The sequence below is a fragment of the Pseudazoarcus sp. NS34 genome (assembly GCF_059703725.1).
Genome location: NZ_BAAKIZ010000001.1, coordinates 1,168,622 through 1,192,189, shown reverse-complemented (window position 1 = coordinate 1,192,189; position 23,568 = coordinate 1,168,622). Strand labels below are relative to the sequence as shown.

Genomic DNA, 23,568 nt, shown 5'->3' with positions numbered 1-23,568 from the left:
AAACGCCCGGTCAACCATGCTGCTCAGCCGCGCGTGCGCTCGGCCAGGGGCGACGCCCATGCACTCGCACGGTCGGCAGCGGCCAGTGCCACGCCGGCGGCGTAGTCTTGCTGCGCCGTGGCCTGAACGGACGGCGGCAGGCCCAGGGACGAATTCGGCCTGAGCGGCAGCGTGCCGTCCGGGCCAGCCCCGGGGTTGGCGCCCGGCACCGTATCGACGTCGCGCGAGTTTGCCCCGCCGTCGGTGCTCAAGCCGGTACCGGTCATGCCGCCGCTGGTGCCCGTGCTGCTGCCCGAGTCCGTTCCGGTACCCGAGTCCGTTCCAGTACCCGAGCCCGTTCCAGTACCCGAGCCCGTTCCAGTGCCGGAGCCCATGCCGCTGCCCGAGCCCATGCCGCTGCCCGAATCCGTGCCGTTGTTGGTAGGCGGCGTCTGGGGCGCGACGTTGGTCGGCGGCACCGCCGGCGGCATGGAACTCGCCGGCGGGGCGGAGGGGCTGGACGGGGGAGCGGGGATGCCGTCAGGCTGAGAATCCGCCGGCTCTTCCGGGCCGCAGGCCGTCAGCAAGCCGCCAGCCGCCATCACTGCCACCAGTTGACGCAGTCGTATCGAATTCATGGTTCTTCCTCCATTTCGCGGGGGCCTGCGGAGGTGCAGACGCCCTTCCGTGCCAGCCCCCGACCGCCCAATGAGTGGGGCGGACTGCAGCCAGCCACCCCGTTCCTGCATTCGGCGTGCCTGAAGGCAGGGGCGGTCTGAAAGTGCCTGTTTGCTGGATTGAGGAAAGACCGAGGAGATGGCTTGCCGCACCCCGGACGGGATCAAGGGAGATGTGCGAAAGCACGGGCCTGCGCCTGCGGATGGGGCCGCTGCACAGCCATTCCAAGCGCATTTTCGCGGCGCCAACAGATGGGAAGTTCTTACTATCCGGATGTAAAACCTTCCCGCCCGGGCGGGCGGCAACAGGGCGGCAGCCCAGCACCCGCGGGCGCGAGCACGTTGGCATGGACCTTGCGAAGTCTGTAGCCCGGCCCGCGGCACCCCGCCCGCAGGCCATGCAACGCAAAGGAAGGAAACGTCATGAGCCTCGGAATGGAAATGCGCATGCGCCCGCACCTGGCGATCACCCCGCAAATCCGGCAAGCCTTACGGCTCTTGCAGCTGTCCTCGCAAGAATTCACCCAGGAAGTCGAACAGGCGGTTACCACCAACCCTTTCCTGGAAGAAGACCCCGACCGACCCGCGCCGCCGCCAACCCCTGCCGTTACCAGCCCGTCTGCGGCAGACATTGCGCCGACCCCGACCTATGACGGCGGGCGCGGCGGCAGTGACGAGGATTCGGACTGGACCGACTGGACCGAATCGCCGGTCTCGCTGCGCGACAATTTGCGCGACCAGTTGCTGTTCTCGACGATGAGCGACCGTGATCGCACGCTCGCCCACATGATCATCGACGAGCTGACCGACGCTGGTTATCTGGAGACCCCGCTGGAGGAGTTGCTGGAGCTGATCCCGCCCGAAGACGGGGTCGATCTGTGCGAACTGAACGCCGCGCTGAAGCTGGTGCAGCACCTTGAGCCGGTCGGCATCGCGGCGCGTTCGCTGCAGGAGTGCCTGCTGCTGCAACTGCGCGCACTGCCGTCGGACACCCCCGATCTGACGCTGGCACTGCAACTCGTCGACACGCATCTGGAGCTGCTCGCAGGACGCGAATTCAATCGCCTGCAGCACAGCCTGGGCTGCAGCGAGCATGAGCTGCACAGCGCACGCACGCTGATCCGCTCGCTCGAACCGCGCCCGGGGCGCGGCTTCGCGCCCGACAACACGCGCTATGTGGTGCCCGACATCTTCGTCACCTTTCAGCGCGGGCGCTGGGTGGCGACGCTCAATCCGGCCGTGCAGCCGCAACTGCGCATCAACCGCGCTTACGCCGATCTGGCCTCCGGGCGCGGCGGCGGCAGTTTCTCGGGTCTGTTGCAGGAGGCGCGCTGGCTGCTGCGCAACGTCGAACAACGCTTCAACACCATCCAGCGCGTGGCCGACGCCATCGTGGCGCGCCAACGCCTGTTCTTCACGTATGGCGATGCCGCCATGAAGCCGATGGGCCTCAAGGACATCGCCACCGAACTGGGTCTGCACGAGTCCACCGTGTGCCGCGTCACCAACGGCAAGTACATGTCCACGCCGCGCGGCCTGTTCGAGTTCAAGTACTTCTTCTCGCGCCAGCTCGCCACCGACGATGGCGGCACGTGCTCGGCCACCGCCATCCGGGCGCTGATGAAGGAGCTGATTGCAGCCGAAGACCCGCAAACCCCGTTGTCCGACGCACGGCTGGCCCATCTGCTCGCCGAACAGGGGCTGAAACTGGCACGTCGTACCGTGACCAAGTACCGTACGCTCATGCGCGTACCCAGCGTGGAACTGCGCCGGGTTGCCGGGCGCGCCTCATGACCGCCGCTACCCGCGGCGTTCCCAACCAGGAGACACGACCCATGACGACAGTCATCATTGCCGGGCATTTCGCCCACATCGAAGACCTGCATCAGGCCACCGCAGAGTTGGAAGACGCCGGTTTCAGCCGCGACGACTTTGCCACCTACTTCCTCAACCTCCCCGGTCAGCACGACCTTCACCCCATAGGCGGTGACGCCAAGAGCGACGAGGGCGCCAGCGACGCCGGCAAGACCGCCGCCGCCGGCGCGGTTGGCGGCGGCGCGGCAGGAGCCGTGGCCGGCGGCACCGCCGGCGCGCTGCTTGGCACGCCGGGCGGGCCGGTGGGCGCCCTCGCCGGCGCCGGCCTCGGCGCCTATCTGGGCGCCTTCTCCGGAGCGCTGTGGGGCACCGACGATCCCGATCCCGAAAACGCCAGCCGCGACAGTCCGGCTGAGCCGCCGCCCGGTCCGATGGTTGCCGTGCGGGTGGACACGCAAGAGCAGGAAGCCGCTGCAGCGGACATCCTCGATCGTTGCCGTGCGCGCCAGGTCGACCGCACCCTGGGCGAATGGCACAAGGGCGAGTGGCTGGACTTCGATCCGCGCGAACCCATCAAGACCCTGCTGCGTCGGGACGACCAGCAGTAAGGCAGCACTGCGTGATGCGCCTCGCCGCCGACGGTAGCGCGGCGCGTCACGCGGGGAGCGGCAAGCAGCCGCCCGGGCACGCGGATTTCATGCCTTCCGGCAGGCACTTCCGCCTGACTTTCAGGAGAGATTCATGCCCCGAAATCAGATCAGCATTCCCGACACCATCAAACGCTCGTCGGCCAAGGCGCGACGCACCTATGCCAAGACCCTGGAAAGCGCCGAGCGCCAGTACGGCAAGGGCGAGCGCGCCAGTCGCACGGCGATTTCCGCCCTCAAGCACAGCTTCGAGAAGGTCGGCGATCACTGGGAGGAAAAGGCGCGCCGCGGGCCGTCCGACCCGCGCGCCGAAAAGTCCGTGCCGCGCGACGGGCGCGACCGCGGCGAATCCTTCGGCGGCGTGGATTACAACGGCCACACCGCACGCGAGCTGTACGAGCGCGCGCGCGACCTCAACATCCGCGGGCGTTCGTCGATGAACAAGGCCGAACTCGCCCGCGCCATCGCCAAGCACCAGGACTGAAGCCACGGGCCGCAACACTGCGGCCCTTCACCGCGGCGCTCAGCCGTAGTCGAGCTGCGTCGCCTTGCCCCAGAACACGCGATAGGCAAACACCGTGTAGGCCACGATCAGCGGCAGCACGATGACAATGCCGACCAGCATGAAGCGCAGCGACTCGGGCGCAGCCGCGGCCTGCCACAAGTCCATGCGCTGCGGCACGATCCACGGATACAGGCTGTAGGCCAGGCCATGAAAGGCCAGGATGAAGATCGCCACCGTGGCGGCAAAGGGCACCCACGCCCAGCCCTGGCGCCCCTCCCGCAACTGCGCCGGCAGGCGGTACAGCGCCACCCCGGCGAGCACGAACAGTGCGGCGGTGATCAGCGGGATCGGCGCCAGCAGGAAGACCTCGGGAATGGAGAACCACTTCTCGAAGATCCCCTCGCTCAGAAACGGCGTCACCACCGACACCGCCGCAATGCCGAAAGCCGTGGGCCACAGCGCCCACCAACCCCAGCGCGCGGCGCGGCGCTGCAGCGCGCCCTCGGCCTTGATCAGCAGCCAGCCGGCGCCGAGCAAACAGTAGCCGGCCGCCAGGCACAGGCCGATGAAGGCAGCAAAGGCCACGTTGGTCGGCGTGCGCTCGAAGCCCACCACCAACATGCCCAGCATGTAGCCCTGGGCCAGTGCGGCAAGCAGCGAGCCGACGCAGAAGGCACGGTTCCACCACGGCTTGTGCTGGGCCTGGGCCTTGACCCGGAAGTCGAAGGCCACGCCGCGCAGGATGAGACCGGCCAGCATGGCCGCTACGGGCAGATAGAGCGCGCCCATGATGATGCCGTGGGCCAGCGGAAAGGCTGTCAGCAGCACGCCGACGCCCAGCACCAGCCAGGTCTCGTTGGCATCCCAGAACGGCCCGATCGAGGCCACCATGATGTCCTTGTCGGCATCGCTGGCCAGGCCGAGCAAGGCGCCCAGGCCCAGGTCATAGCCATCGAGCACCACATAGACGAGCACCGCCAGCCCCATCACACCGAGGAACACCAGCGGCAGCCAGGCGTTGGCGTCACCGAGTTCAGTCATCACGCTTCTCCTGTGCAGGGCCGGCGTCAGGTTCGGGACGTTCGCGCTGCGCCACGCCGACGCCGGCCTCGAAGGGGTCGTGGAGCGGATTCATGCGCTTGGGCTCGTCGCTCGCCCCGGCCTTGCGGGCCAGGTGGAAGACCACCGTGATGAAAGCCGTCAGCAGCACGGCGTACAGCGTCAGATACATGCTCAGGGTCATGCCGATATGCGTCGCCGGCGTGTCGGTGGCGGCGTCAGCCGTGGCCAGCACGCCATACACCAGCCATGGCTGGCGGCCGATCTCGGTCACGTACCAGCCCGCCACCAGTGCCACCCAGCCCGAAAACGTCATCGCCACGAGCACGCGCAGCAGGCCCGGCCCCAACACCCCGCGACGGCGCAACTGGTACACCGACAGCCACGACACCAGCAGCATCAACATGCCGATGCCGACCATGATGCGGAAGGCGAAGAACACCGGCCGCACCGGCGGGTGCTCACCGACGAAATCGTCCAGGCCCTGGATCTCGGCGTCGAAGGAATGGCCGAGGTACAAGGACGCCAGACCGGGCACCGCAATCTCGTAGCGATTGCTGCGCGTGGTCTCGTCCGGCAACGCAAACAGCACGGCCGGGGCGCGCGTCTGGGTCTGCCAGATGCCTTCCATCGCGGCCAGCTTGGCCGGCTGGTGGTGCAGCGTGTTGAGGCCGTGCAGGTCGCCGACCAGGATCTGCAGCGGAATCAGCAGGGCCGCAAGGCGCAGGCCGGTGCCAAGTGCCGCGCGCACCTCGCCGGCGTGATCGCCGCGGCGCCAGCGCCAGGCTGAAACGCCGGCAACCAGAAAGGCCGTGGTCAACCCCGAGGCCAGCATCATGTGGGTGAAGCGATACGGAAACGACGGCGAAAACAGGATCGCCAGCCAGTCGGTGGCGTGGGCGCGGCCGTCGATCATCTCGAAGCCGACCGGCGTCTGCATCCACGAATTGAGCGCCAGAATCCAGAACGCCGACAGCGTGGTGCCGGCGGCCACCAGAAAGGTCGCCAGGATGTGCACGCGCCGGCTGACCCGGCCGGTGCCGAACAGCATGATGCCGAGGAAGGTCGCCTCCAGAAAGAACGCCGTCAGCACCTCGTAGGCCAGCAGCGGACCGGCGATGTTGCCGACGGTTTCCATGTAGCCCGGCCAGTTGGTGCCGAATTGGAAGCTCATGGTGACGCCGCTGACCACCCCCAGCGCGAAGGTCAGCGCGAAGATCTTCACCCAGAAGCGGTAGGCCTGCATCCACGCTGCGTCGCCGCTGCGATCGAAGCGCAGGCGGAAATAGAACAGCACCCAGGCGAGCGAAATGCTGATCGCCGGGAACAGGATGTGGAAGGTGATGTTGGCGGCGAACTGCACCCGCGACAACAGCACCGGATCGAGGCTCTCCATCGCTGGCCAGACCTGTCGTCAGCGCACGCTGTCGGTCGGCTGCGCGTACAGGCGCTCGTAGCGCTCCTGGCACGGCACACAGCGCGCAGCCGTCGGTTGGGCCTGCAGCCGGGCGAAGGGAATCTCCTCGTCACAGTCGATGCAGATGCCAGCCTGGCCGTCGGCGACGCGCGCCCGCGCCGCCTCGATATCGCGCAGTTCGCGCACTTCGCGCACGACGGCGGCGTTCTCGTTGTCGCGTGTCAGTTCCACATCGGCACGGTCGGCCGTGTCGCCTACCGGCGTCGTGGTTTCCGGTTCGCTGACTTCACGCAGGCGGTCGATGTGCTCGTGCACGCCGGACCTGACCTCCTGCTCACGCGCGGCTAGCAGTTCCTCCAGGATGTTCAGTTGCTGTTCGCTCAGATGGCTCATGAATCGCTCCTCGTTGCGCCCTGCCGGGCATGGGACGCTTTGCTGCAAGTCGCGGACCCGGCAGGCCTGCCCGCTTGAAGCACCGCCAAGCTCGACGGCAGCGGTAGCTTTTTCGTCGCCGTGCACATTCTTCATCCCGCTCGGGGACGACTGCGTGCGCCGCGCATGCAAATGCCACGCCCGCCACGCGACGGGTACGCCACTTGCAAACATCGCGGGACATCCACGCTTCAATGGAGAGCACCACATGCATCAGACGGTCAGCGACTACCTGCTCGAACGCCTGCACGCGTGGGGCGTGCGCCGCATCTACGGTTATCCGGGTGACGGCATCAACGGCATCATCGGCGCCTTCGACCGCATGGGCAGCCGCATGCGCTTCATCCAGGCCCGTCACGAGGAACTGGCGGCCTTCATGGCCTGCGCCCACGCCAAGTTCACCGGCGAGGTGGGGGTGTGCCTCGCAACCTCCGGCCCCGGCGCGGTGCACCTGCTCAACGGCCTGTATGACGCGAAGCTCGACCACCAGCCGGTAGTGGCCATCGTCGGCCAGCAACGCCGCGCCGCCCTCGGTGGCGACTACCAGCAGGAAGTGGATCTGGTGTCGCTGTTCAAGGATGTGGCACACGAGTTCGTGCACATGGCGACCACGCCGGAGCAGGTGCGTCACCTGATCGACCGCGCCATGCGCATCGCGCGCGACCAACGCACGGTGACCTGCGTCATCGTGCCCAACGACGTGCAGGATCTGGCCGCCGCCGACCCGTCGCGCGAACACGGCACCGTGCACAGCGGCATCGGCCGCACCGCCATCGGCCAGGTGCCGGCGGCAGACGATCTGGCCGAAGCCGCCGACATCCTCAACCGCGGCGAGCGCGTGGCCATGCTGGTTGGCGCCGGTGCGCTCAATGCCACCAACGAGCTCATTGCGGTGGCCGAGCGGCTGGGCGCCGGCGTGGCCAAGGCCCTGCTCGGCAAGGCCGCGCTGCCCGACGACCTGCCCTACGTCACCGGCGCCATCGGCATTCTCGGCACCAAGGCGAGCTGGGATCTGATGAACGAGTGCGACACCCTGTTGATGGTCGGCTCGGGCTTTCCCTACGGCGAATTCCTGCCGCCCGAAGGCCGCGCGCGCGGCGTACAGATCGACATCGACCCGCGCATGATCGGCCTGCGTTACCCGATGACGCTGGGCCTGGTCGGCGACAGCTGCGAAACCCTGCGCGCGCTGCTGCCGCTGCTCGACCACAAGCCGGCCGACGTCTGGCGCAAACGCGTGCACAGCTGGGTGGAACGCTGGTGGCGGGTGCTCGAGAGCCGCGCGATGAACCCGGCCGATCCGGTCAATCCGCAGCGCGTGTTCTGGGAGCTGTCACCGCGCCTGCCCGACGACGCCATCATCACCTGCGACTCGGGCTCGGCCGCCGACTGGTACGCGCGCGACCTTCGCCTGCGCCGCGGCATGCTCGCCTCGCTGTCGGGCGGCCTGGCCAGCATGGGCTCGGCCGTGCCGTATGCGCTGGCCGCCAAGTTCGCCCACCCGAAGCGGCCGGTGGTGGCGCTGGTTGGCGACGGCGCGATGCAGATGAACGGCATCAGCGGCCTCATCACCGTCGCGCGCCACTGGCAGGAATGGAACGACCCGCGAATGGCCATCCTGGTGCTCAACAACGGCGATCTGAATCAGGTGACGTGGGAGCAGCGCGCCATGGGCGGCGACCCGCGCTTTGCCGATTCGCAGGAAGTGCCGGACTTTCCGTATGCCGCCTACGCCCGCCTGCTGGGCCTCGGCGGCCTGTTGGTGGAGCGGCCGGAAGACGTCGGCGCGGCCTGGGATCTGGCCTTGTCGGCTGATCGGCCGACCGTGGTCGAAGTGCGCACCGACCGCAACGTGCCGCCGCTGCCGCCTTACGTAACGCTCAAGCAGGCTGTGTCCTACGCGCGTGCGCTGCGCGGCGACCCCGACGCCCGCGCGCTGGTGATCACCTCGCTGCGCGAAACCTGGGACAGCCTTTTCCCCGGCAGCAAGCGATGAACAAGCCCTTGCGCCACACCCTGCAATGCCGGGCACGCCACGCGCTGCCGGCGTGTTCGGCCCGTTTACCGGAGACCGCCATGATGTCCACCTTCCTGCAGCCCCTGTCGCGCGCCGGCGCCATCATGTTGTCGGCGCCGGAACCGGCCGGGTTCTCCCGCAAGCCGCCCGGCGCCGACGCTGATGAAACGCCGTCACCCACCCCGCTGACGGCTGATCTCGCGTCCCACGAGACGGCCGCCCGCCGCCATCGCATCGTCATCGTCGGCGGTGGCGCCGGCGGGCTCGAACTGGCCGCGCGCCTGGGTGACGACGCCGGCCGGCACGGCAAGGCCGAGATCGTGCTGGTGGACGCGGCCCTGACGCATCTGTGGAAGCCGCTGTTGCACGAAGTCGCGGCCGGCACCATCGAGCCGCAGGACAACGAGTTCGACTTCCTGCAACAGGCGCGCCGCCATCACTTTCACTTTCATCCCGGCCGTCTCGAAGCACTGGAGCGCACGGCGCAGCGCATCTGGCTGGCCCCGCTGACCGACGAATCGGGCATGGAGCTGGCCCCGCGCCGGCCGGTGGCCTACGACACGCTGGTCATCGCCATCGGCTGCGTCGACCACGACTTCGGCACGCCCGGCGTGCGCGAGCATTGCCTGTCGCTGAACACGGCCGAGGAGGCCCGGCGCTTTCACCAGCGTCTGCTGGCGCTGTGCGTGCGGGCCGAGATGAGCACCGGTGAGCCGGTGCGCATTGCCATCGTCGGCGGCGGCGCCACCGGCGTGGAACTGGCCGCCGAGCTGAGCAGCGCCGGCGCCGAAATCGCCGCCTACGGCGTGCGACTGCGCCAGTTGAAGCAGCCGCTGCACATCACCGTGCTGGAGGCCTCCGACAGCCTGCTCTCGGCGTTGCCGCAGCACATGGTCCGCGAGGCCCACGAGAATCTGCGCCGACGCGGCGTGGACATCCGGCTCGGTGCGCGGGTGACCGAAGCTCACGCCGATCACATGGTGCTCGAGGGCGGCGAGCGCATTACCGCGGATCTGATGCTGTGGAGCGCCGGCACCCAAGGGCCGGAAGTGCTGGAAAACCTGAGCGGACTGGAGAGCAACTCGCGCCGCCAACTGAAGGTCCGGCCGACGCTGCAGACCACCGCCGACGACCGCATCTTCGCCTTTGGCGACTGCGCCAGCTGCCAGCTGCCCGGCGACGACAAGCCGCTGCCGCCCAAGGCGCAGGTCGCGCAGCAACAGGCCCAGCTGCTGGCACGCTCGCTGCAGCGCCACATCGTCGGCAAGCCACCGCTGGAGTTCCGTTACCGCGAACACGGCAACCTGGTTTCGCTCGGACGCAAACGCGCCGTCGGCGACGTCGACGCGCCGGGCGGGCAGCACCTGCGTCTGAGCGGACGCTCGGCACGGCTGGGTTACTGGATGCTGTACCAGCGCCATCTGATGGTGCTGCTCGGCGGGCTGCGCATGGTGCTGGTCACCATCGGCCGGTGGCTGAAGCGGCGCTCACAGCCGAAAGTAAAACTGCACTGAACAAGTGCCGGAACCTTGCTTGCAAACGCGGCTGGCGCAGTCCGGGGTGGACTGCGATGACGGGATGGGCTTAAACGGCGCGGCCGGACGCAGCTGCGGCCCGCCTGAACAGACGGGCCGCAGCGGGTTGTAGAAGTTACAACCGCCGACAAGAACTACACGTCGGCGGCCTGCCGTGCACGATCAGCGCGACGGCCGCGTGGTCAGCGAATTGCGCACTTCGCGCACGCCGTCGACGCCCTTCGCCGTCCGCTCTGCTTTCTGGGACTCGGCTTCGGAATCGACGGTGCCATTCAGATGCACGACGCTGTTGCGCACCTCGACTTCGATGTCGCGCGCCTTGGTTTCGTCGTTGCCGATCAAGGCCGCCTTCACCCGCGTTTCCAGCATCTGGTCGCCGACCTGTTCGCCCATATCGCGGTCGCCAGCGCCCTGATTCATCGGACGCTGATCTGCGTCGCGCTCCTGCATGCGCCGCTGGTCGCCGTCGGTCATCGGGCGCTGGTCGGCGCTGCGTTCCTGCATGCGCCGCTGGTCTCCTTCGGCATACACGGCCGGGGCCACCAGGGCGGCAGCGGCGATGGCGCCAATCACGGATGCGAGTCTGCTTTTCTGCATGGAACTTTCCTCCTGTCAGGTCCGCGTCGGCGTGCACGCAGCGCGCCTCGCGGAACATTCCGGACCGTCGGATGACGGCTCCACACAGCACAAGGCAATCGACATACCTGCAGGGCACGATGCTTGCAGCATCACCTAAGGAACCCTTTCGGTGGAGACCCCCATGAATGTCAGACTCGATTCCCTGCCTCCGCCCCGTTCCGCAGCCGGACCGCAGGCGCGGCAGCGGGCAAGCGCTTGAGGCCGCGCCCCTCCGTGATGCCACGCCGACGCCATTTGCGCGCGATGGCCATGGCACCCGCAGCGCCCGGCGTGGCGGCCGACGCCCGGCGAGCGGACCGTTCCATCGCCGTCGCCGCGCTGGTCATCCTGCTGCTGGGCTTTGCCCTGCTGCTGTGGGCCATTGCCGACGTGGTGCTGCTGATCTTCGCCGGCGTCCTGCTGGCGGTGTTCCTGCGCGGCCTGGCCGAAGCCCTGTCGGAGAAATGCGGGATGTCGGACCAGGCTGCGCTGGCCGTGGTGGTGCTGTCGGTGGTCGGGGTGCTGACCCTGGGCGGCACATTCCTCGGCGACGAAGCCGCCAGCCAGCTCGAGCAGCTCGGGCCGCGCCTGGGCGAAGCCTGGGACAAGGCGCTGGCCACCATCAGGAGCTATGAATGGGGCAACACGCTGCTCTCCGAGTACAACCTGCGCCTGCTGATGCCTCAGAGCGAGGACTGGCTGAAGCATCTCGGCGGCCTGTTCTCCACCACCTTCGGCGCCGTGGTGGGCGTGTTCATCACAGTGTTCATCGGCCTCTATGGGGCGGCTGACCCGGGCACCTACCGTCGCGGCTTCCTTGCCCTGTTCCCGCTCGGCAGCCGTGATCGGGCCGGACAGATGGTCGACGACGTCACCCAGACCCTGCGCTGGTGGCTGATCGGCACTTTCGCCAAGATGACGCTGGTGGGCCTGTCGGTGGGCATCGGCTTGTGGATGCTCGACATCCCGCTGGCGCTCGCGCTGGGGCTGATCGCCTTTCTGTTTGATTTCGTGCCCTTCATCGGCCCGATCCTGGCGGCCGGCCCGGCCTTGCTGGTGGCGCTGGCGACGGGGCCCGACGAAGCGCTGTATGTGTGTCTGCTCTACCTCGGTGTGCAGGCCGCAGAAAGCTACGTGATCTCGCCGCTGATCGACCAGCGCAGCGTGCACCTTCCGCCCGCCCTGGCAATCGCCTCGCAGGTCCTTCTCGGCGCCCTGCTGGGTGCACTCGGTGTGGTCTTTGCCACGCCGCTGGCCGCCTCGGGTATCGTGCTGCTGCGCGCACTGTACGTCGAAGACGAGCCCGAGCCGCCCGACGCGGAGGAGTGCAAGGATTGAGCATGAATGACGACCGTCAACCGGAACTGCCCATGTCTGACGAGCCCCCTCAGTTTGCACCGCGCCGCAGGCTGATCCAGGTCGCCGTCGGGCTGGCCGTGCTGCTCGTGCTGTATGCGCTGGCCGGCTTCCTGCTCGCGCCATGGCTGGTGCAGCGCCAGCTGCCGCAGCTCGCGGCAGAACGCCTGGGGGTGGAGCTGACGCTGGAGTCCCTGCGCTTCAACCCGTTTACCCTGCGCGCCGAAGGCCGCGACATCGTCGTCGCGCTGCCTGACGGCGAGCGCCTGGCCACGGCCGAACGCTTCAGCGCAGATCTGGCGTGGAGCGGGCTGTTCACCCGCCACTGGACGCTGTCGTCGGTCGAACTCGACCGTCCGCAGGTCGCACTCATGCGCGAGGCCGACGGCAGCTTCGTGCTGCCCCAGCCGCGCCGCGACGAAGCCGCGCCAGCCGCCACCGGCGATGACACCGCCCAAGCCGAGCGCGCGCCGCCGGCCGTGTTGCTGCGCCACCTCACACTGAACAACGGCAGATTCAGCGTGCGCTCGCGCAATGACGAGTACGCGCCGGTGGTGGCGGACGACATCATGCTCGAAGCCAGCGACCTCGCCACTAACGGCGGCGAGCCCTCGGGCCGCTATCGCCTCGCAGCGTCGCTGCCGGGCGGCGGCACGCTGACGGCCGAAGGCCTGGTCACAATTGCCGCACGCAGCAGCGCCGGCTCCCTCGCCATCGCCGACGCCGAGCTGTCCGGCTGGTGGCCGCTGTTGGCTCGCGAATGGGCGCTCGCGCCGCCGCAGGGTCGGCTTTCGGGCACCGGCAATTACCGCGCGGGGGTCACCGCCAACGGCTTCGACCTTGTCCTCGACCGCCTGTCGCTGACCGCCACCGGGCTCTATCTGGCGCAGCCCGACTCCGACACACCGATGCTGGCGCTGCAGCAAGCCAGCACCAGCGAAGGTCGTTTCGCCCTCGGCGAGCGCCAGCTCACGCTGCCCGGATTACACCTGACCGACGGCGAGCTGAGCCTGCAGGTGGACGCCGAAGGGCGGCTGGACTGGGCCACGCTGCGCCGCAACCCCGACGAGACGCAGGCCACCGAAACGGACCCGTGGCACATCGACCTGCCCGATGCGCGCGTCGAGGCCCTGGCCGTGCATTACCGCGAGTTGAGCAACGAGCAGCGCCGTCTGGACGTGGCCCGTGCCGACGCCACCGGCAGCGTGCTGATCGCTACCGGCGAAGAGGGTGTGCGCATCGAGAGCCTGGCCGCCACGCTGCAGGAGCCGCGCTTTTCGGGCGGCGACGCCACGCCACTGGCGGTGCAGCGCATCGTCATCCAGGACGGCAGCCTGAACACCGCCCGCCGCAGCCTGCGCGCGGCCAAGCTGACGTTGTCCGGCAGCCAGGTGAATATCGCCATCGCGCCGGACGGCAACCTGCAAGTGCCGGGCGGGCTGCTGCCACGTGCCGCCCAGGAGGGCCGGCCGGCCGATGCGCCGGCCGACGAGCCCTCCGAACCGTGGTCCTACGACTTCCGTCAGGTCAGCGCCGACGACATCAAACTCGGCTTTCACGACCGCCGCGCCGCCACTCCGCTGCAACTGCAGGCCACTGCCCGGCTGCAGCTGAACGAGGTCGCGAGCGGCGCCGAAACCCCGCTGGGCTTTGAGGCACGGCTGCAACTTGCCAGCGGCGGCACCCTGCGCCTGCAAGGCACGGCGGCGCAGGACGCCAGCACGCTGCAGGGCCGGGTGCATCTGGACGGTGTCGATCTCACGCCGGCACGCGCGCTGGTCGAGTACCACACCACGCTGCGGCTGGTCGGCGGGAAGCTTGGCGGCGAACTGCAACTGGCCTACGCCCGTGACGCGCAACCAAAACTGAAGGTCGACGGCAACGCCCGGCTCGACGCCATCCGCTTTGACGTGGCCGAAAGCGGTGAACCGCTGTTCTCCGCCCGCAGCGTGACCACCCGCGGCGCCCTGCAACTGTCGCCGAACGACATGACGCTGTCGTCGGTGGTGCTGGACCACGCCACCGCCGTGCTGCAGGTGGATGCTGATCGCCAGCTCAATCTCGCCGAGATCGTGCGGGAGCGCCAGCAGGAGGACGCCCAGCGCGATGACGACGGCGAGCGTTTCCCGCTGCGCATCGATCGCATCGAACTGCGCGAAGCCACCATCGACTTCAGCGACGAGAGCCTGATCCTGCCCTTCTCCACGCAGATCACCCAGCTCAACGGCTCGCTGCGCAGCGTCAGCAATGCCCCCGACAGCGAGGCCGTGCTCGACGCCCGCGGCGCCATCGAGCCGCATGGCGAGGCGCGCGCCGAAGGCCGCCTGCGCCCCTTCGACCCGACCGAGCTGACCGACGTCACGGTGCAATTCGACAACGTCGAAATGTCCGAACTCTCGCCGTACACCGCCACCTTTGCCGGCCGCACCATCGCCCGCGGGCAGCTGTGGCTGAAGGTGGATTACCGCGTCTTCGACCAGCGCCTGGATGGCCTCAACGTGGTCACGCTGGAAGACTTTGAACTGGGCGAACGGGTCGATGCGCCCGGCTCGATGGACCTGCCGCTGGAACTGGCGCTAGCGCTGCTGCGCGACCCGCAGGGACGCGTGCACCTCGAAGTGCCGGTGCGCGGCGACGTCGGCGACGCGAGCTTCGGCTACGGCGCACTGGTGCGCGACGCCATCGGCAACGTGCTGCAGCGCGCGATCACCGCGCCGTTCCGCCTGCTGGCGCGGCTGGTCGGGGGCGGCGAGGACGACAGCCTGGAGGCCATAGGATTTGAAGCCGGCAGCGCGCGTCTGGCCCCGCCGCAGCAGGAAAAGCTGCAGCGTCTGGCTGACGCCCTGAGCCAGCGGCCCAAGTTGCAACTGCAGCTGCGCGGCACCTACCTTTCCGAAGTCGACGACAAGGCCTTGCGCACCCAAGCCCTGCGGCGCGAGATCGCCGCCAGCGCCGGCACCACTCCCGAAACCGGCCCGGTCCCGCTGCTCGACTTCGGCAACGAAGCCGTGCGCCGCGCCGTCGCCAAGCTTTACGAGGAACTCACCGGCCCCAATGCGCTGGCCGAGTTCCGCAGCGAGTTCGCACAGGGCCCCCAAGCCGGCAACGAGGCAGCACTGCACCGTGCGCTGTTCGAGCGCTTGCTGCAGAACCAGCCGCTCGCCGAAGGCGCGCTTGAAGAGCTCGCCCGCCAGCGCGGTGAAGCGGTACAGGAATTTCTGGTCGGTCTAGGCGTGGCGGAGCAGCGCCTGGACAAGCAGCCGGCCGGCAGCGCTTCGTCCGACAAGGGCGCCGGTGTGGAGCTGTCGCTGGACACCAAGTAAAACGCCGGCAGCGGGCTGCGTTTCAAGGCCCGGGGTTGCCGCTCGTGCGCAGTGCGCCGGCACCACGCTGCAGCCAGCGCCAGCTCATCCAGCCCGCCGCAACGAGGTAGAACAGCGAGCCGGGCACCCACATGATCAGGCCGGCGAGTTGCTGTTCGGTCACGCTGCGCTCCGGCCCGTAGAAGGACACGGTGGCGAAGGTCAGCAAGGCGCCGAGCAGGCCGGTGTGCATCAACGTCACGCCCACGGCGACCAGCGCGGCACCGGTCGCACTGCCTGTCGCGCGCAGCGCCGCCCACCAGAACAGCCACGCGGTGAACAGAAAGGCAGCGTGTTCGAGGGCGTGCACCCAGGCGTTGTCCAGCGCCAGCACGTAGAGAAACGGTACGTGCCACACCCACACCATCGCGCCGTGCAGCGTGGCGCAAGCGGCCGGCTGGCGACCGGCCAGCACCAGCGCGCGCCATAGCAAACGGCCGCGCCCGCCCAGCGCCGCGTGCCACTGCGGCAGCGGCCCGGCCAGCGCCCATAGCGGTGCGATGACAACCATGAACAGCATGTGCTGCACCATGTGCATGGCGGTGTTGGTCTCGGCCCAGTGGTCGAGCGGGCCGAACACCGCCAGCACGGCAATCACCATGCCGGCGTGAAAGCACCAGCGCGCGGAGGCCGGCGCCGGTCGCAGCCGCACACCGCGCAAATAGAGCAGCCAGGCGGTGGCCATGCCCAACGCGGCCAGCCACAGCGGCAGGCGCTCAAGCTCCAGCGCAAACGGCGAATGGGCCTGCACCGCGCCCGACGTCAGCAGCAGGCACGCCATCAACATCCCCTGCACGCAGCGCCGGGGCGACATCACAGGCATGGCGGCAGCCCCAGCAGCGGCACGCCGACGAACAAGATGGCGACCACCGCGATGACGTGCATCGCCGACCCGACGCGTGCGGCGAAGCGCTCCTGCGACGGGCGGCCCTCGGCGTGGCGCGCGGCACGCCAGCACTGCACGGCGTAGTAAGTCGGCACCAAAGCGGTGAGCAGCGTGAACAGCAGGAACCCGACATTGATCGAACCCATGCCCTCGCCCGCCGCAGGTTGCAGCCGCTCGCAGGCCACCGCCACGCCGCCGTACAGGGCGACGAACCACACGCCCCACAGGCTCAGGCCAAGCGGGATGTGCGCCGGATGGAAAGCGGACGGTTTCATGCGCCGCCCCATGCCGGCGGGAACAGCACCAGCGCCGCCCAGGCGCTCCACAGCACGCCACCGTTGAAGTGCCACAGCCGCGCCACGACCTGCGGCTCGTAGGGCGCTTCGAGGTGCACGTAGCCATGGCGCACCCGCAGCGCCTGCAGCGCGGTCACGGTCGCGGCGAGCGCCACATGGACCATGGCGTAGCCCAGCGTCACGGCGATCACCGCGTCGTGTGTGGTGGCCGTGATGTCCAGACCGGCAGCGCTCAGCGAGGCCAACAGCAAGCCCAGCGTGACGAGGCCGCCGGCGCTTGCCGCGGCAAAGCCGACGCCGGAGTACGGCAGGCGCACGCCGCGGGCCAGACGCCCGGCGAGCCGGCCCATGCCGAGTTGCGCCACGCTGTGCACCACGGCCGCGGCCAGCAACAACATGCCGGCCAGGCCGGTCACGCCGGCGTTCTCCGGCACCTGCCAGTTGGGCGCCACGGTCCACAGGTAGATCCAACCAAACAGCAGCGACAGATACAGCGCGCCGTCGGCCAGCAGGGTCAGTGCCATGCCGAACAGGCCGGGGCCATCCGCCGTGCTTGAGTGCAGTGGCGGATCGCCCTCGACGCGGCGCGCGCCGGCTACCGCCTGGGAATGGTGGCCGTTCTCCCACGACCAGCGCAGCAGCAGCGCCACCGTGAACAGCGCCGCAACGAGTGCCAGCCAGTAGAACTTCGTCAGCAGCGCGATGCACATCACCGCCAACACCGCGGCGGTGATGATCGGCAGCAAGGTGTTGCCGGGCAGATGAATGACCTCGCGCACCGCTCCGCTGAACGGATCGACGCCCCAGGTTTCGCGGCGACCGTGGTCGATGACGTTCAGCCCGCCTTCGCCGCGCGCCAGTTCGACGCCCAGTTGCGGTCGCTCCCACAGCGGATGGCGGCTCGTCACACGCGGCAGGGTGAGGAAGTTGTAGGGCTGCGGCGGCAAGGCGGTGGCCCACTCCAGCGTGTCGGCCTGCCACGGGTTGTCCGGCGCCGGCCGGCCATAGCGGAAGTGCAGCAGGATGTCGGCAATCACGACGGCAATACCCGCCGCCATTACGAAACTGCCCACCGACGAAATCAGGTTGGGCAAGTCCCAGCCCAGCCCGGCCTCGTAGGTGCTGACCCGCCGTGGCATGCCGAGCAGGCCGGTCCAGTGCATCACCAGAAAGGTCAGGTTGAAGCCGCCGAACACCAGCCAGAAACCGCAGTGCCCCAGCCCGCGCATCGGCATCCGACCGGAGAAATGCGGCAGCCAGTAGTACAGTCCGGCCACCATCGGAAAGAACATGCCGCCGACCAGCACGTAGTGCAGATGCGCGACGACGAAATGCGTGTCGTGCACCTGCCAGTCGAAGGGCACCAGCGCCAGCATCACGCCGGTCAGCCCGCCGGCCACGAAGACCACCAGAAAACCGGTCAGCCACAGCATCGGCAGGTGGAACACCGGCCGCCCCAGCCACAGCGTGGCGATCCACGAAAACACCTGAATGCCGGTGGGCACCGCCACCAGCATGCTGGCGGCGGAGAAGAAGGCCTGCGCCAGCATCGGGATGCCGACCGTGAACATGTGGTGCACCCACAAGCCGAAACTGATGAAGGCCGTGGTCAGCACCGCCACCACCACCCACGCATAGCCGACGATGGGGCGGCGCGCGAACACCGGCAGCAGCGTCGACACGATGCCGGCCGCGGGCAGGAAGATGATGTACACCTCGGGGTGGCCGAACAGCCAGAACAGGTGCTGCCACAGCACCGGGTCGCCGCCGCGGGTCGGGTCGAAGAAGGGCATGCCGACCGCGCGTTCAAGCTCGAGCAGGATGGAGCCGAGGATCAGCGGCGGGAAGCCGACCACGATCATCATCGCCATCGCCAGGATGTACCAGGCGTACAGCGGCATCTTGTCGAGCGACATGCCCGGCGCGCGGGTGCGCAGGATGGACACCGCCAGCTCGACGCCGGCGGATACCGCCGAGATCTCGACGAAGGTGATGCCGATCAGCCAGAAATCGGAGTTCGGCCCGGGGGTGTAGGTGCCGCTCGACAGCGGCGGGTACATGAACCAGCCGGCGTCCGGCGCCACGCCCAGAAAGAGGCTGGCGCACAGGATCAGCCCACCGAACAGGTAACACCAGTAGCCGAAGGCCGTCAGGCGCGGAAACACCAGGTCTCGCGCGCCCAGCATCTTGGGCAGCAGATAGACCGCCATCCCCTCCATCATCGGCACCGCGAACAGGAACATCATCACCGTGCCGTGCATGGTGAACACCTGCCCGTACGCCTCGGGCGTCATGATCGGGTGCTCCGGCAGCGCCAGCTGGGTGCGGATCAGCATCGCCAGCAGGCCGCCGAACAGGAAGAAGCCCAGCCCGGTAACCATGAAGCGCAGGCCGATGGTGGTGTGGTTGACCGCGCTGATGGCGCGCCAGCCCGGTTCGTTGCGCCATACCGCGTGAAAGGCCCGGTGCAGTTCGGGCTCGGGCGTGGCCGCGGCCGTGCTGTCGGTTTCGGGCGGGCGCTGTGCGTCGCTCATTGCCCGCCCTCCTGCTGCGCCTCAAGCCACGCCTCGAAGGCCGCGGCCTCATGGACCTGCACCTGCAGCACCATGACGGCATGGCCGGTGCCGCAATACTCGGCGCACTGCCCGCGAAACTCACCGGGCTCGTCGGCAAACAGCCGGATCAGATTGCTGCGCCCCGGCACCACGTCGATCTTGCCGGCCAGGCGCGGCACCCAGAACGAATGGATGACGTCGGCGCTGCGCACGCGCACATCCACCGCCCGTCCGGCGGGCAGATGCAGTTCATCAGTGAGCACCACCTCGCTGTCCGGGTAGCGCACTTCCCACCACCATTGGTGGCCGGTAATCTCGACGCGCAAGGGCTGTTCGCCGACCAGCGGCAAGGGCAGCATGCGATGACCGGCCGGAATGCCGAAGGCCAGCAACACGACAATCGCGCTGCACGGCAACACCAGCCCACCCCACACCAGCCAGCGCAGCGTGACGCGGCGCGCCTGCTCGGGGCTCAGCTGTGGAGCGGGTCGGCGCATCGCATACAGCCACACCGCCACCACCCCGATCAGCACCACCACGGCCACGGCCAGCATGCCCCACCACAGCTGGGCCGCCTCGCGCGCTGCCGGGCCCGCCGGTTGCATGGTGGACTGCGGTCCGGCGCATCCGGCCAGCAGCCCGGCGCCGAGACACACCATCACTCGCCAACTGCCGAGGAAGCCTTTATGCCCCGACCCCTGCGACCGCCCGGACCACCCTTGCCGAAGGACACGCCGGAGCCGATCCACAGCCGCGCGTCCATCGGCCCGCATCCGCTGCATCCGATGCTGATCCACTTTCCGGTCGCCGCACTGCTCGGGCTGGTGGCCACGGATTTCGGCTGGTGGATCAGCGAAGACCCGTTCTGGACGCGCGCCGGCCTGTGGCTGGCCGGCGTCGGCGCCCTCGGCGGCTGGGTGGCGAGTTCCATGGGGTTGATCGATCTGCTGACCGTGCCGCGTATTCGCGAAAAGATCGCTGCCTGGTGCCACGCCGTACTGGCGGTAATGATGCTCTCGGCGGCCACCCTCAACTGGTTGCTGCGGCTGCGCGAGGCGGAAACGGTGGACGTTGCCGGCCCCTGGCTGTCGGTGCTCACCGCGGTGCTGATTGCGCTGACCGCCGCGCTCGGCGGGCAACTGGTGTACGAACACGCCGTGGGCGTGAGCCAACCCGCCCAACCGGACGAGGCGGAGGAGCCGGCGGACGGGCGCTGAGGCCGCCCGGGCCCGGCCGTCGCGCCCGCGGGGGCGTGCATGGGCGCTCCCTAGAATGGTTTCGCCAGCACCAGCCACAAGGTCGCTCCGATGAAGGTCAGCACGCCCAGCAACAAGGCGTTGGCGCAACGGCGCAGTAGAGCCATCGAGGGGGATTCGCGCTCCAGCTGCAGCAGCACTGCGCCACAGCCGGCGTGGCAGCACACCATGCCGGACACGCTGCTGAGCTTGGCGACCAGCCACAAGCCGGTGATGTCGGCGCTCAGGAACAGCAGCGTGCCGGAGCCGACGGCCAGCAGTGCCGCCGGCGTGGCGGCCCAGATGAACAGCAGCCGCGCGAGGCGGGCGTGCAGGCTGTCGTCGTGCGCCTCGGCCGGCAGGCAGGCTGCGCGCAACAGCGTCGGCAGATAGATGAGCAGGCCGCACCACACCAGCAGGGCCGAGAAGTGGAACAGCTTCAGCCAAGGCATGGTCCCTCCAGATGCGCCGTCGGGCGGCGCTCACAGCAGGTATTCCAGGCGCCGCGCCAGCCATTCGAGAAAGCGCGAGGTGATGCCGCGACGCTTCCAGTCCGCCGCCAGCACTTCGTGCGACTCGCCGACGTCGTGGGTGAACAGGGCTTCGAGTTCCTGCGCGAAACCGCCATCCAGCACAAGAATGTCGGCTTCATAGTTGTGGACGAAGCTGCGCCAGTCGAGATTGGTGGACCCCACGCTGGACCACACGCCGTCGATCACCGCTGTCTTGGCGTGCAGCAGGGCATCGCGGCGCTCGAAGACCCTCACGCCGGCCTTCAGCAGCTTGCTGTAGTGCGATCGCCCGGCATGAAAGGGCGCCCAGAAATCGCTGAAGCCGGGCAGCACCAGACGTACGTCCACGCCGCGGCGGGCGGCCGCAGCCAGCGATTCCACAAGCCGTTCGTCGGGCACGAAATAGCCGTAGGTCAGCCACACGCGCTCGCTCGAATGCTCCAGCGCAGACAGCAGCGCGACGTACAGCTCGCTGCGCCCCTGGATCGGATCGGCTGCCACGAGCCGCATCGCCATGTCGCCGGCGCGCTCCGGTGTCGGACGCGAGCGCGCCGCCATCTCGGGCTTGCAGCGCTGGTCGCGCCAGCTGTCGTCGAACAGCTGCTGGAAGTGCGCCACCACCGGGCCGCGCACCTCGACATGGGTGTCGCGCCAGCCCGAACGGGGGTCGGCCGACTGCCCGCTCTGGCCGAAGGAACCCGAGCTGTAGACCGAGCTGATGTTGATGCCGCCGGTAAAGGCCACCTCGCCGTCCACCACCAGAATCTTGCGATGGTTGCGGTTGTTGATGGTGAGCTCTGTATCGGCGGCAGCGTCCATCGGATTGACCGGATTGAATTCGCACACCGCTACTCCGAGCGCGCGCAACTCGTCGAAGTACGACGCCTCCGTGCTGCGCGAACCAACGCTGTCGTACATCACCCGCACGTCCACGCCGTGCTGGCGCCGATCCTCCACCAGCGCCAACAGGCGTTCGCCTGCCCCCTCCCGTTCGAGGATGTAGGTCTCCAGATCGATGCTGTGCTGCGCCTCGGCGATGGCGCGGAACATCGCATCCTTGGTGTTGGGGCCATCGATCAGCAGATGTGCATCGTTGCCCAGCACCAACGGAGAGACGACAACCTTCTCGACCTGGGCCAGATGGCGGGCGAGCAGCTGTTGCTCGTCGCGGTCGCGCGCGAGCTTCTGCACCACGGCTGCAGCGCGTGGCGCTTTGATCGGGCCGTGTTCGTCCTCGATGCGTACTTCGCCCGCGGCACCCCCCGCCTGCGGCGGCGGCACTGCGACGGCCGGCCCGATGGCACAGCCGCCCAGCAAGGGGCTCAGGGCGAGTACACAAGCCCATCGATCAATTCGACGGCTTGATTCGGATGTCATTTCTGACCGACCGTACCCCCGGAACGTCACGCGCCAGCTCGACAGCGCGGTTTGCCTCAGCAGTGGTGCCTACAAAGCCACTCAGCTGCACCACGCCGTTGTGGGTTTCGACCTGCACCTCGCGCCCGCGCACTTCCTTGCTTTCCACCAATCGGGCCTTGACCCGTGTGGAAATGGCCGCGTCATCAATGTAGGCGCCGGTCGACTGGCGCGTCTCGGTGCGGGCGCAGGCTGCCACCAGCGGCACCAGCATGACCGCCGTGGCGGCACGCAGCATGGAACGTCTGTTCATCATCTTGGGATTCCTCCAGAGATTGGGAGTCGATCGCGGCGGCGCACTGCGGCAAGGCGCAAGGCGCCGCTGTTGCCGACCGCCGAAGGCGAGCCCCCGGCCTGTCGGCCTTCGCGCGGGCGATCACGGCCGCGCGAAGATCGGCCCAGCCCACACGCTATCAGGTGGGGTCGGGCATCGTCAGACGGGGGCTAACCAGCCCCCCCCATCAAGCCCATGACCAGCGACACCAAGAAGATCACGAGGAAGACGTAGAACAGGATTTTGGCAATGCCGGCGGCGCCGGAGGCAATGCCCCCGAAGCCGAACACAGCGGCAACAAGTGCGATGACCAGAAATACCACGGCGTAATAGAGCATGGTCGTTCTCCTGTTGAGGTGATTTTGACTGCGCTGCGATGGAGCAATCCGCGTGCCCCGCCCGGTTCTGCACGATCAGCCTGCGCGAATGCCGCGGCGGCATAAAAAGCGCCACGCCGGCTGTAAAACTTGCAGGCGAGGGACGGTGCTCCATCGCGCTTGATGAATACGCTGACTACTGGCGCGAACTGCTCATGGACCCCGCGCCGTTCGAGGGGCGCGAGATACCGCACATGGCCTGCCCTACCGATCGCAGACCCTGGCGGTTGGCGAGGTCCGCCAGCGAGACGATGCCCACCAGCTGCTTGTCATGGTCGAGCACCACCAGGCGATGCAGCTGGATGTCGCCCATGTTGCCGGCCACGCTGTCGAGGTCGTCATCCTCGAAGCAGTACTTCACCTCCTGACTCATGACCTCGCGCACCTTGGTGTCGGCCGACTTGCCCTCGGCCACGCCGCGAATGGCGATATCGCGATCGGTCACCATTCCAACCAGACGCCCGTTCTCGCCGACCGGCACCGAGCCAAGATCGCACTCGGCCATCAGGCTCGCGACCTCGCGGATGGATTGATTCGGGTCGACCAGCTTGACGTCTCTGGTCATCGCTTCACTAACTTGCATGGTGGTCTCCTTGAA

The 23,568-nt window shown here is 68.3% G+C and carries 22 protein-coding genes; 8 read left to right on the top strand and 14 right to left on the bottom strand.

The annotated features are described in order from the left end of the window. Positions 1–23: 23 nt before the first annotated feature. Positions 24–617, bottom strand: coding sequence for a hypothetical protein (locus tag AC6H0N_RS05735; RefSeq protein ID WP_497573104.1), 594 nt, complete (start codon positions 615–617; stop codon positions 24–26). Between the two features lie 462 nt (positions 618–1,079). On the opposite strand from AC6H0N_RS05735, the gene rpoN reads away from it, so the two are divergent. From rpoN to AC6H0N_RS05720, 3 genes are all read left to right on the top strand, one after another. Continuing rightward, a complete protein-coding gene (rpoN, locus tag AC6H0N_RS05730) occupies positions 1,080–2,450 on the top strand; it encodes an RNA polymerase factor sigma-54 (RefSeq protein ID WP_497573103.1) in 1,371 nt (456 codons plus the stop codon). Positions 2,451–2,491: 41 nt separating this feature from the next. Beyond that, positions 2,492–3,079 (top strand): hypothetical protein, encoded by a 588-nt coding sequence (locus AC6H0N_RS05725; RefSeq protein ID WP_497573102.1) that lies wholly within the window; start codon positions 2,492–2,494, stop codon positions 3,077–3,079. Positions 3,080–3,212: 133 nt separating this feature from the next. Further along, positions 3,213–3,602, top strand: a complete 390-nt coding sequence (locus AC6H0N_RS05720; RefSeq protein WP_497573101.1) for a ChaB family protein — start codon at positions 3,213–3,215, stop codon at positions 3,600–3,602. Positions 3,603–3,641: 39 nt separating this feature from the next. On the opposite strand, the gene AC6H0N_RS05715 is transcribed toward AC6H0N_RS05720, so the two are convergent. From AC6H0N_RS05715 to AC6H0N_RS05705, 3 genes are read right to left on the bottom strand one after another with little or no spacing between them, the layout of a single operon-like run. Further along, complete coding sequence (locus AC6H0N_RS05715) at positions 3,642–4,664, bottom strand: cytochrome d ubiquinol oxidase subunit II (RefSeq protein ID WP_497573100.1); 1,023 nt, start codon at positions 4,662–4,664, stop codon at positions 3,642–3,644. Continuing rightward, positions 4,657–6,078: a cytochrome ubiquinol oxidase subunit I gene (locus tag AC6H0N_RS05710; protein ID WP_497573099.1), complete on the bottom strand. Its 1,422-nt coding sequence runs from the start codon at positions 6,076–6,078 to the stop codon at positions 4,657–4,659. The genes AC6H0N_RS05715 and AC6H0N_RS05710 overlap by 8 nt, the downstream gene beginning before the upstream one ends. Positions 6,079–6,096: 18 nt before the next feature. Continuing rightward, on the bottom strand, positions 6,097–6,492 hold the full coding sequence (locus AC6H0N_RS05705) for a TraR/DksA family transcriptional regulator (protein WP_497573098.1): 396 nt from the start codon (positions 6,490–6,492) through the stop codon (positions 6,097–6,099). Between the two features lie 247 nt (positions 6,493–6,739). Between AC6H0N_RS05705 and AC6H0N_RS05700 the strand changes: the two genes are divergently transcribed. Beyond that, positions 6,740–8,527, top strand: coding sequence for a thiamine pyrophosphate-requiring protein (locus AC6H0N_RS05700; protein WP_497573097.1), 1,788 nt, complete (start codon positions 6,740–6,742; stop codon positions 8,525–8,527). Positions 8,528–8,607: 80 nt separating this feature from the next. Beyond that, positions 8,608–10,062, top strand: a complete 1,455-nt coding sequence (locus AC6H0N_RS05695) for an NAD(P)/FAD-dependent oxidoreductase (protein ID WP_497573096.1) — start codon at positions 8,608–8,610, stop codon at positions 10,060–10,062. A 183-nt stretch (positions 10,063–10,245) separates the two neighbouring features. On the opposite strand, the gene AC6H0N_RS05690 is transcribed toward AC6H0N_RS05695, so the two are convergent. Next, entirely contained in the window at positions 10,246–10,680 is a 435-nt protein-coding gene (locus AC6H0N_RS05690) for a BON domain-containing protein (RefSeq protein ID WP_497573095.1), read from the bottom strand. A gap of 291 nt (positions 10,681–10,971) precedes the next feature. On the opposite strand from AC6H0N_RS05690, the gene AC6H0N_RS05685 reads away from it, so the two are divergent. Continuing rightward, positions 10,972–12,039 (top strand): AI-2E family transporter, encoded by a 1,068-nt coding sequence (locus tag AC6H0N_RS05685; protein ID WP_497573094.1) that lies wholly within the window; start codon positions 10,972–10,974, stop codon positions 12,037–12,039. A gap of 2 nt (positions 12,040–12,041) precedes the next feature. Further along, positions 12,042–15,380 (top strand): DUF748 domain-containing protein, encoded by a 3,339-nt coding sequence (locus tag AC6H0N_RS05680; RefSeq protein WP_497573093.1) that lies wholly within the window; start codon positions 12,042–12,044, stop codon positions 15,378–15,380. A gap of 22 nt (positions 15,381–15,402) precedes the next feature. On the opposite strand, the gene AC6H0N_RS05675 is transcribed toward AC6H0N_RS05680, so the two are convergent. Genes AC6H0N_RS05675 through coxB form a run of 4 tightly spaced genes read right to left on the bottom strand, consistent with a single transcriptional unit; the run spans position 15,403 to position 19,761 of the window. Next, positions 15,403–16,200 carry a cytochrome c oxidase assembly protein gene (locus AC6H0N_RS05675; RefSeq protein WP_497573092.1) on the bottom strand — a complete coding sequence of 266 codons (798 nt, stop codon included), beginning with the start codon at positions 16,198–16,200 and terminating at the stop codon, positions 15,403–15,405. A 32-nt stretch (positions 16,201–16,232) separates the two neighbouring features. Next, positions 16,233–16,580 (bottom strand): hypothetical protein, encoded by a 348-nt coding sequence (locus AC6H0N_RS05670; RefSeq protein WP_497573091.1) that lies wholly within the window; start codon positions 16,578–16,580, stop codon positions 16,233–16,235. Further along, positions 16,577–19,135, bottom strand: coding sequence for a cytochrome c oxidase subunit I (gene ctaD / locus AC6H0N_RS05665; protein ID WP_497573090.1), 2,559 nt, complete (start codon positions 19,133–19,135; stop codon positions 16,577–16,579). Before ctaD ends, AC6H0N_RS05670 begins: the two co-directional genes overlap by 4 nt. Then, a complete protein-coding gene (coxB, locus tag AC6H0N_RS05660; protein WP_497573089.1) occupies positions 19,132–19,761 on the bottom strand; it encodes a cytochrome c oxidase subunit II in 630 nt (209 codons plus the stop codon). Before coxB ends, ctaD begins: the two co-directional genes overlap by 4 nt. Before the next feature lie 81 nt (positions 19,762–19,842). On the opposite strand from coxB, the gene AC6H0N_RS05655 reads away from it, so the two are divergent. Next, a complete protein-coding gene (locus AC6H0N_RS05655; RefSeq protein WP_497573088.1) occupies positions 19,843–20,373 on the top strand; it encodes a DUF2231 domain-containing protein in 531 nt (176 codons plus the stop codon). A gap of 50 nt (positions 20,374–20,423) precedes the next feature. Here the strand turns inward: AC6H0N_RS05655 and AC6H0N_RS05650 are convergent, their stop codons facing one another. From AC6H0N_RS05650 to AC6H0N_RS05630, 5 genes are all read right to left on the bottom strand, one after another. Next, entirely contained in the window at positions 20,424–20,843 is a 420-nt protein-coding gene (locus tag AC6H0N_RS05650) for a CopD family protein (protein WP_497573087.1), read from the bottom strand. 30 nt (positions 20,844–20,873) lie between these two features. Beyond that, a complete protein-coding gene (locus tag AC6H0N_RS05645; protein WP_497573086.1) occupies positions 20,874–22,280 on the bottom strand; it encodes a phospholipase D-like domain-containing protein in 1,407 nt (468 codons plus the stop codon). Continuing rightward, positions 22,252–22,575 carry a BON domain-containing protein gene (locus AC6H0N_RS05640; RefSeq protein ID WP_497573085.1) on the bottom strand — a complete coding sequence of 108 codons (324 nt, stop codon included), beginning with the start codon at positions 22,573–22,575 and terminating at the stop codon, positions 22,252–22,254. The genes AC6H0N_RS05645 and AC6H0N_RS05640 overlap by 29 nt, the downstream gene beginning before the upstream one ends. A gap of 188 nt (positions 22,576–22,763) precedes the next feature. After that, positions 22,764–22,931, bottom strand: a complete 168-nt coding sequence (locus AC6H0N_RS05635) for a DUF1328 domain-containing protein (RefSeq protein ID WP_497573084.1) — start codon at positions 22,929–22,931, stop codon at positions 22,764–22,766. Positions 22,932–23,106: 175 nt separating this feature from the next. After that, complete coding sequence (locus AC6H0N_RS05630; RefSeq protein WP_497573083.1) at positions 23,107–23,553, bottom strand: CBS domain-containing protein; 447 nt, start codon at positions 23,551–23,553, stop codon at positions 23,107–23,109. Positions 23,554–23,568 lie beyond the last annotated feature (15 nt).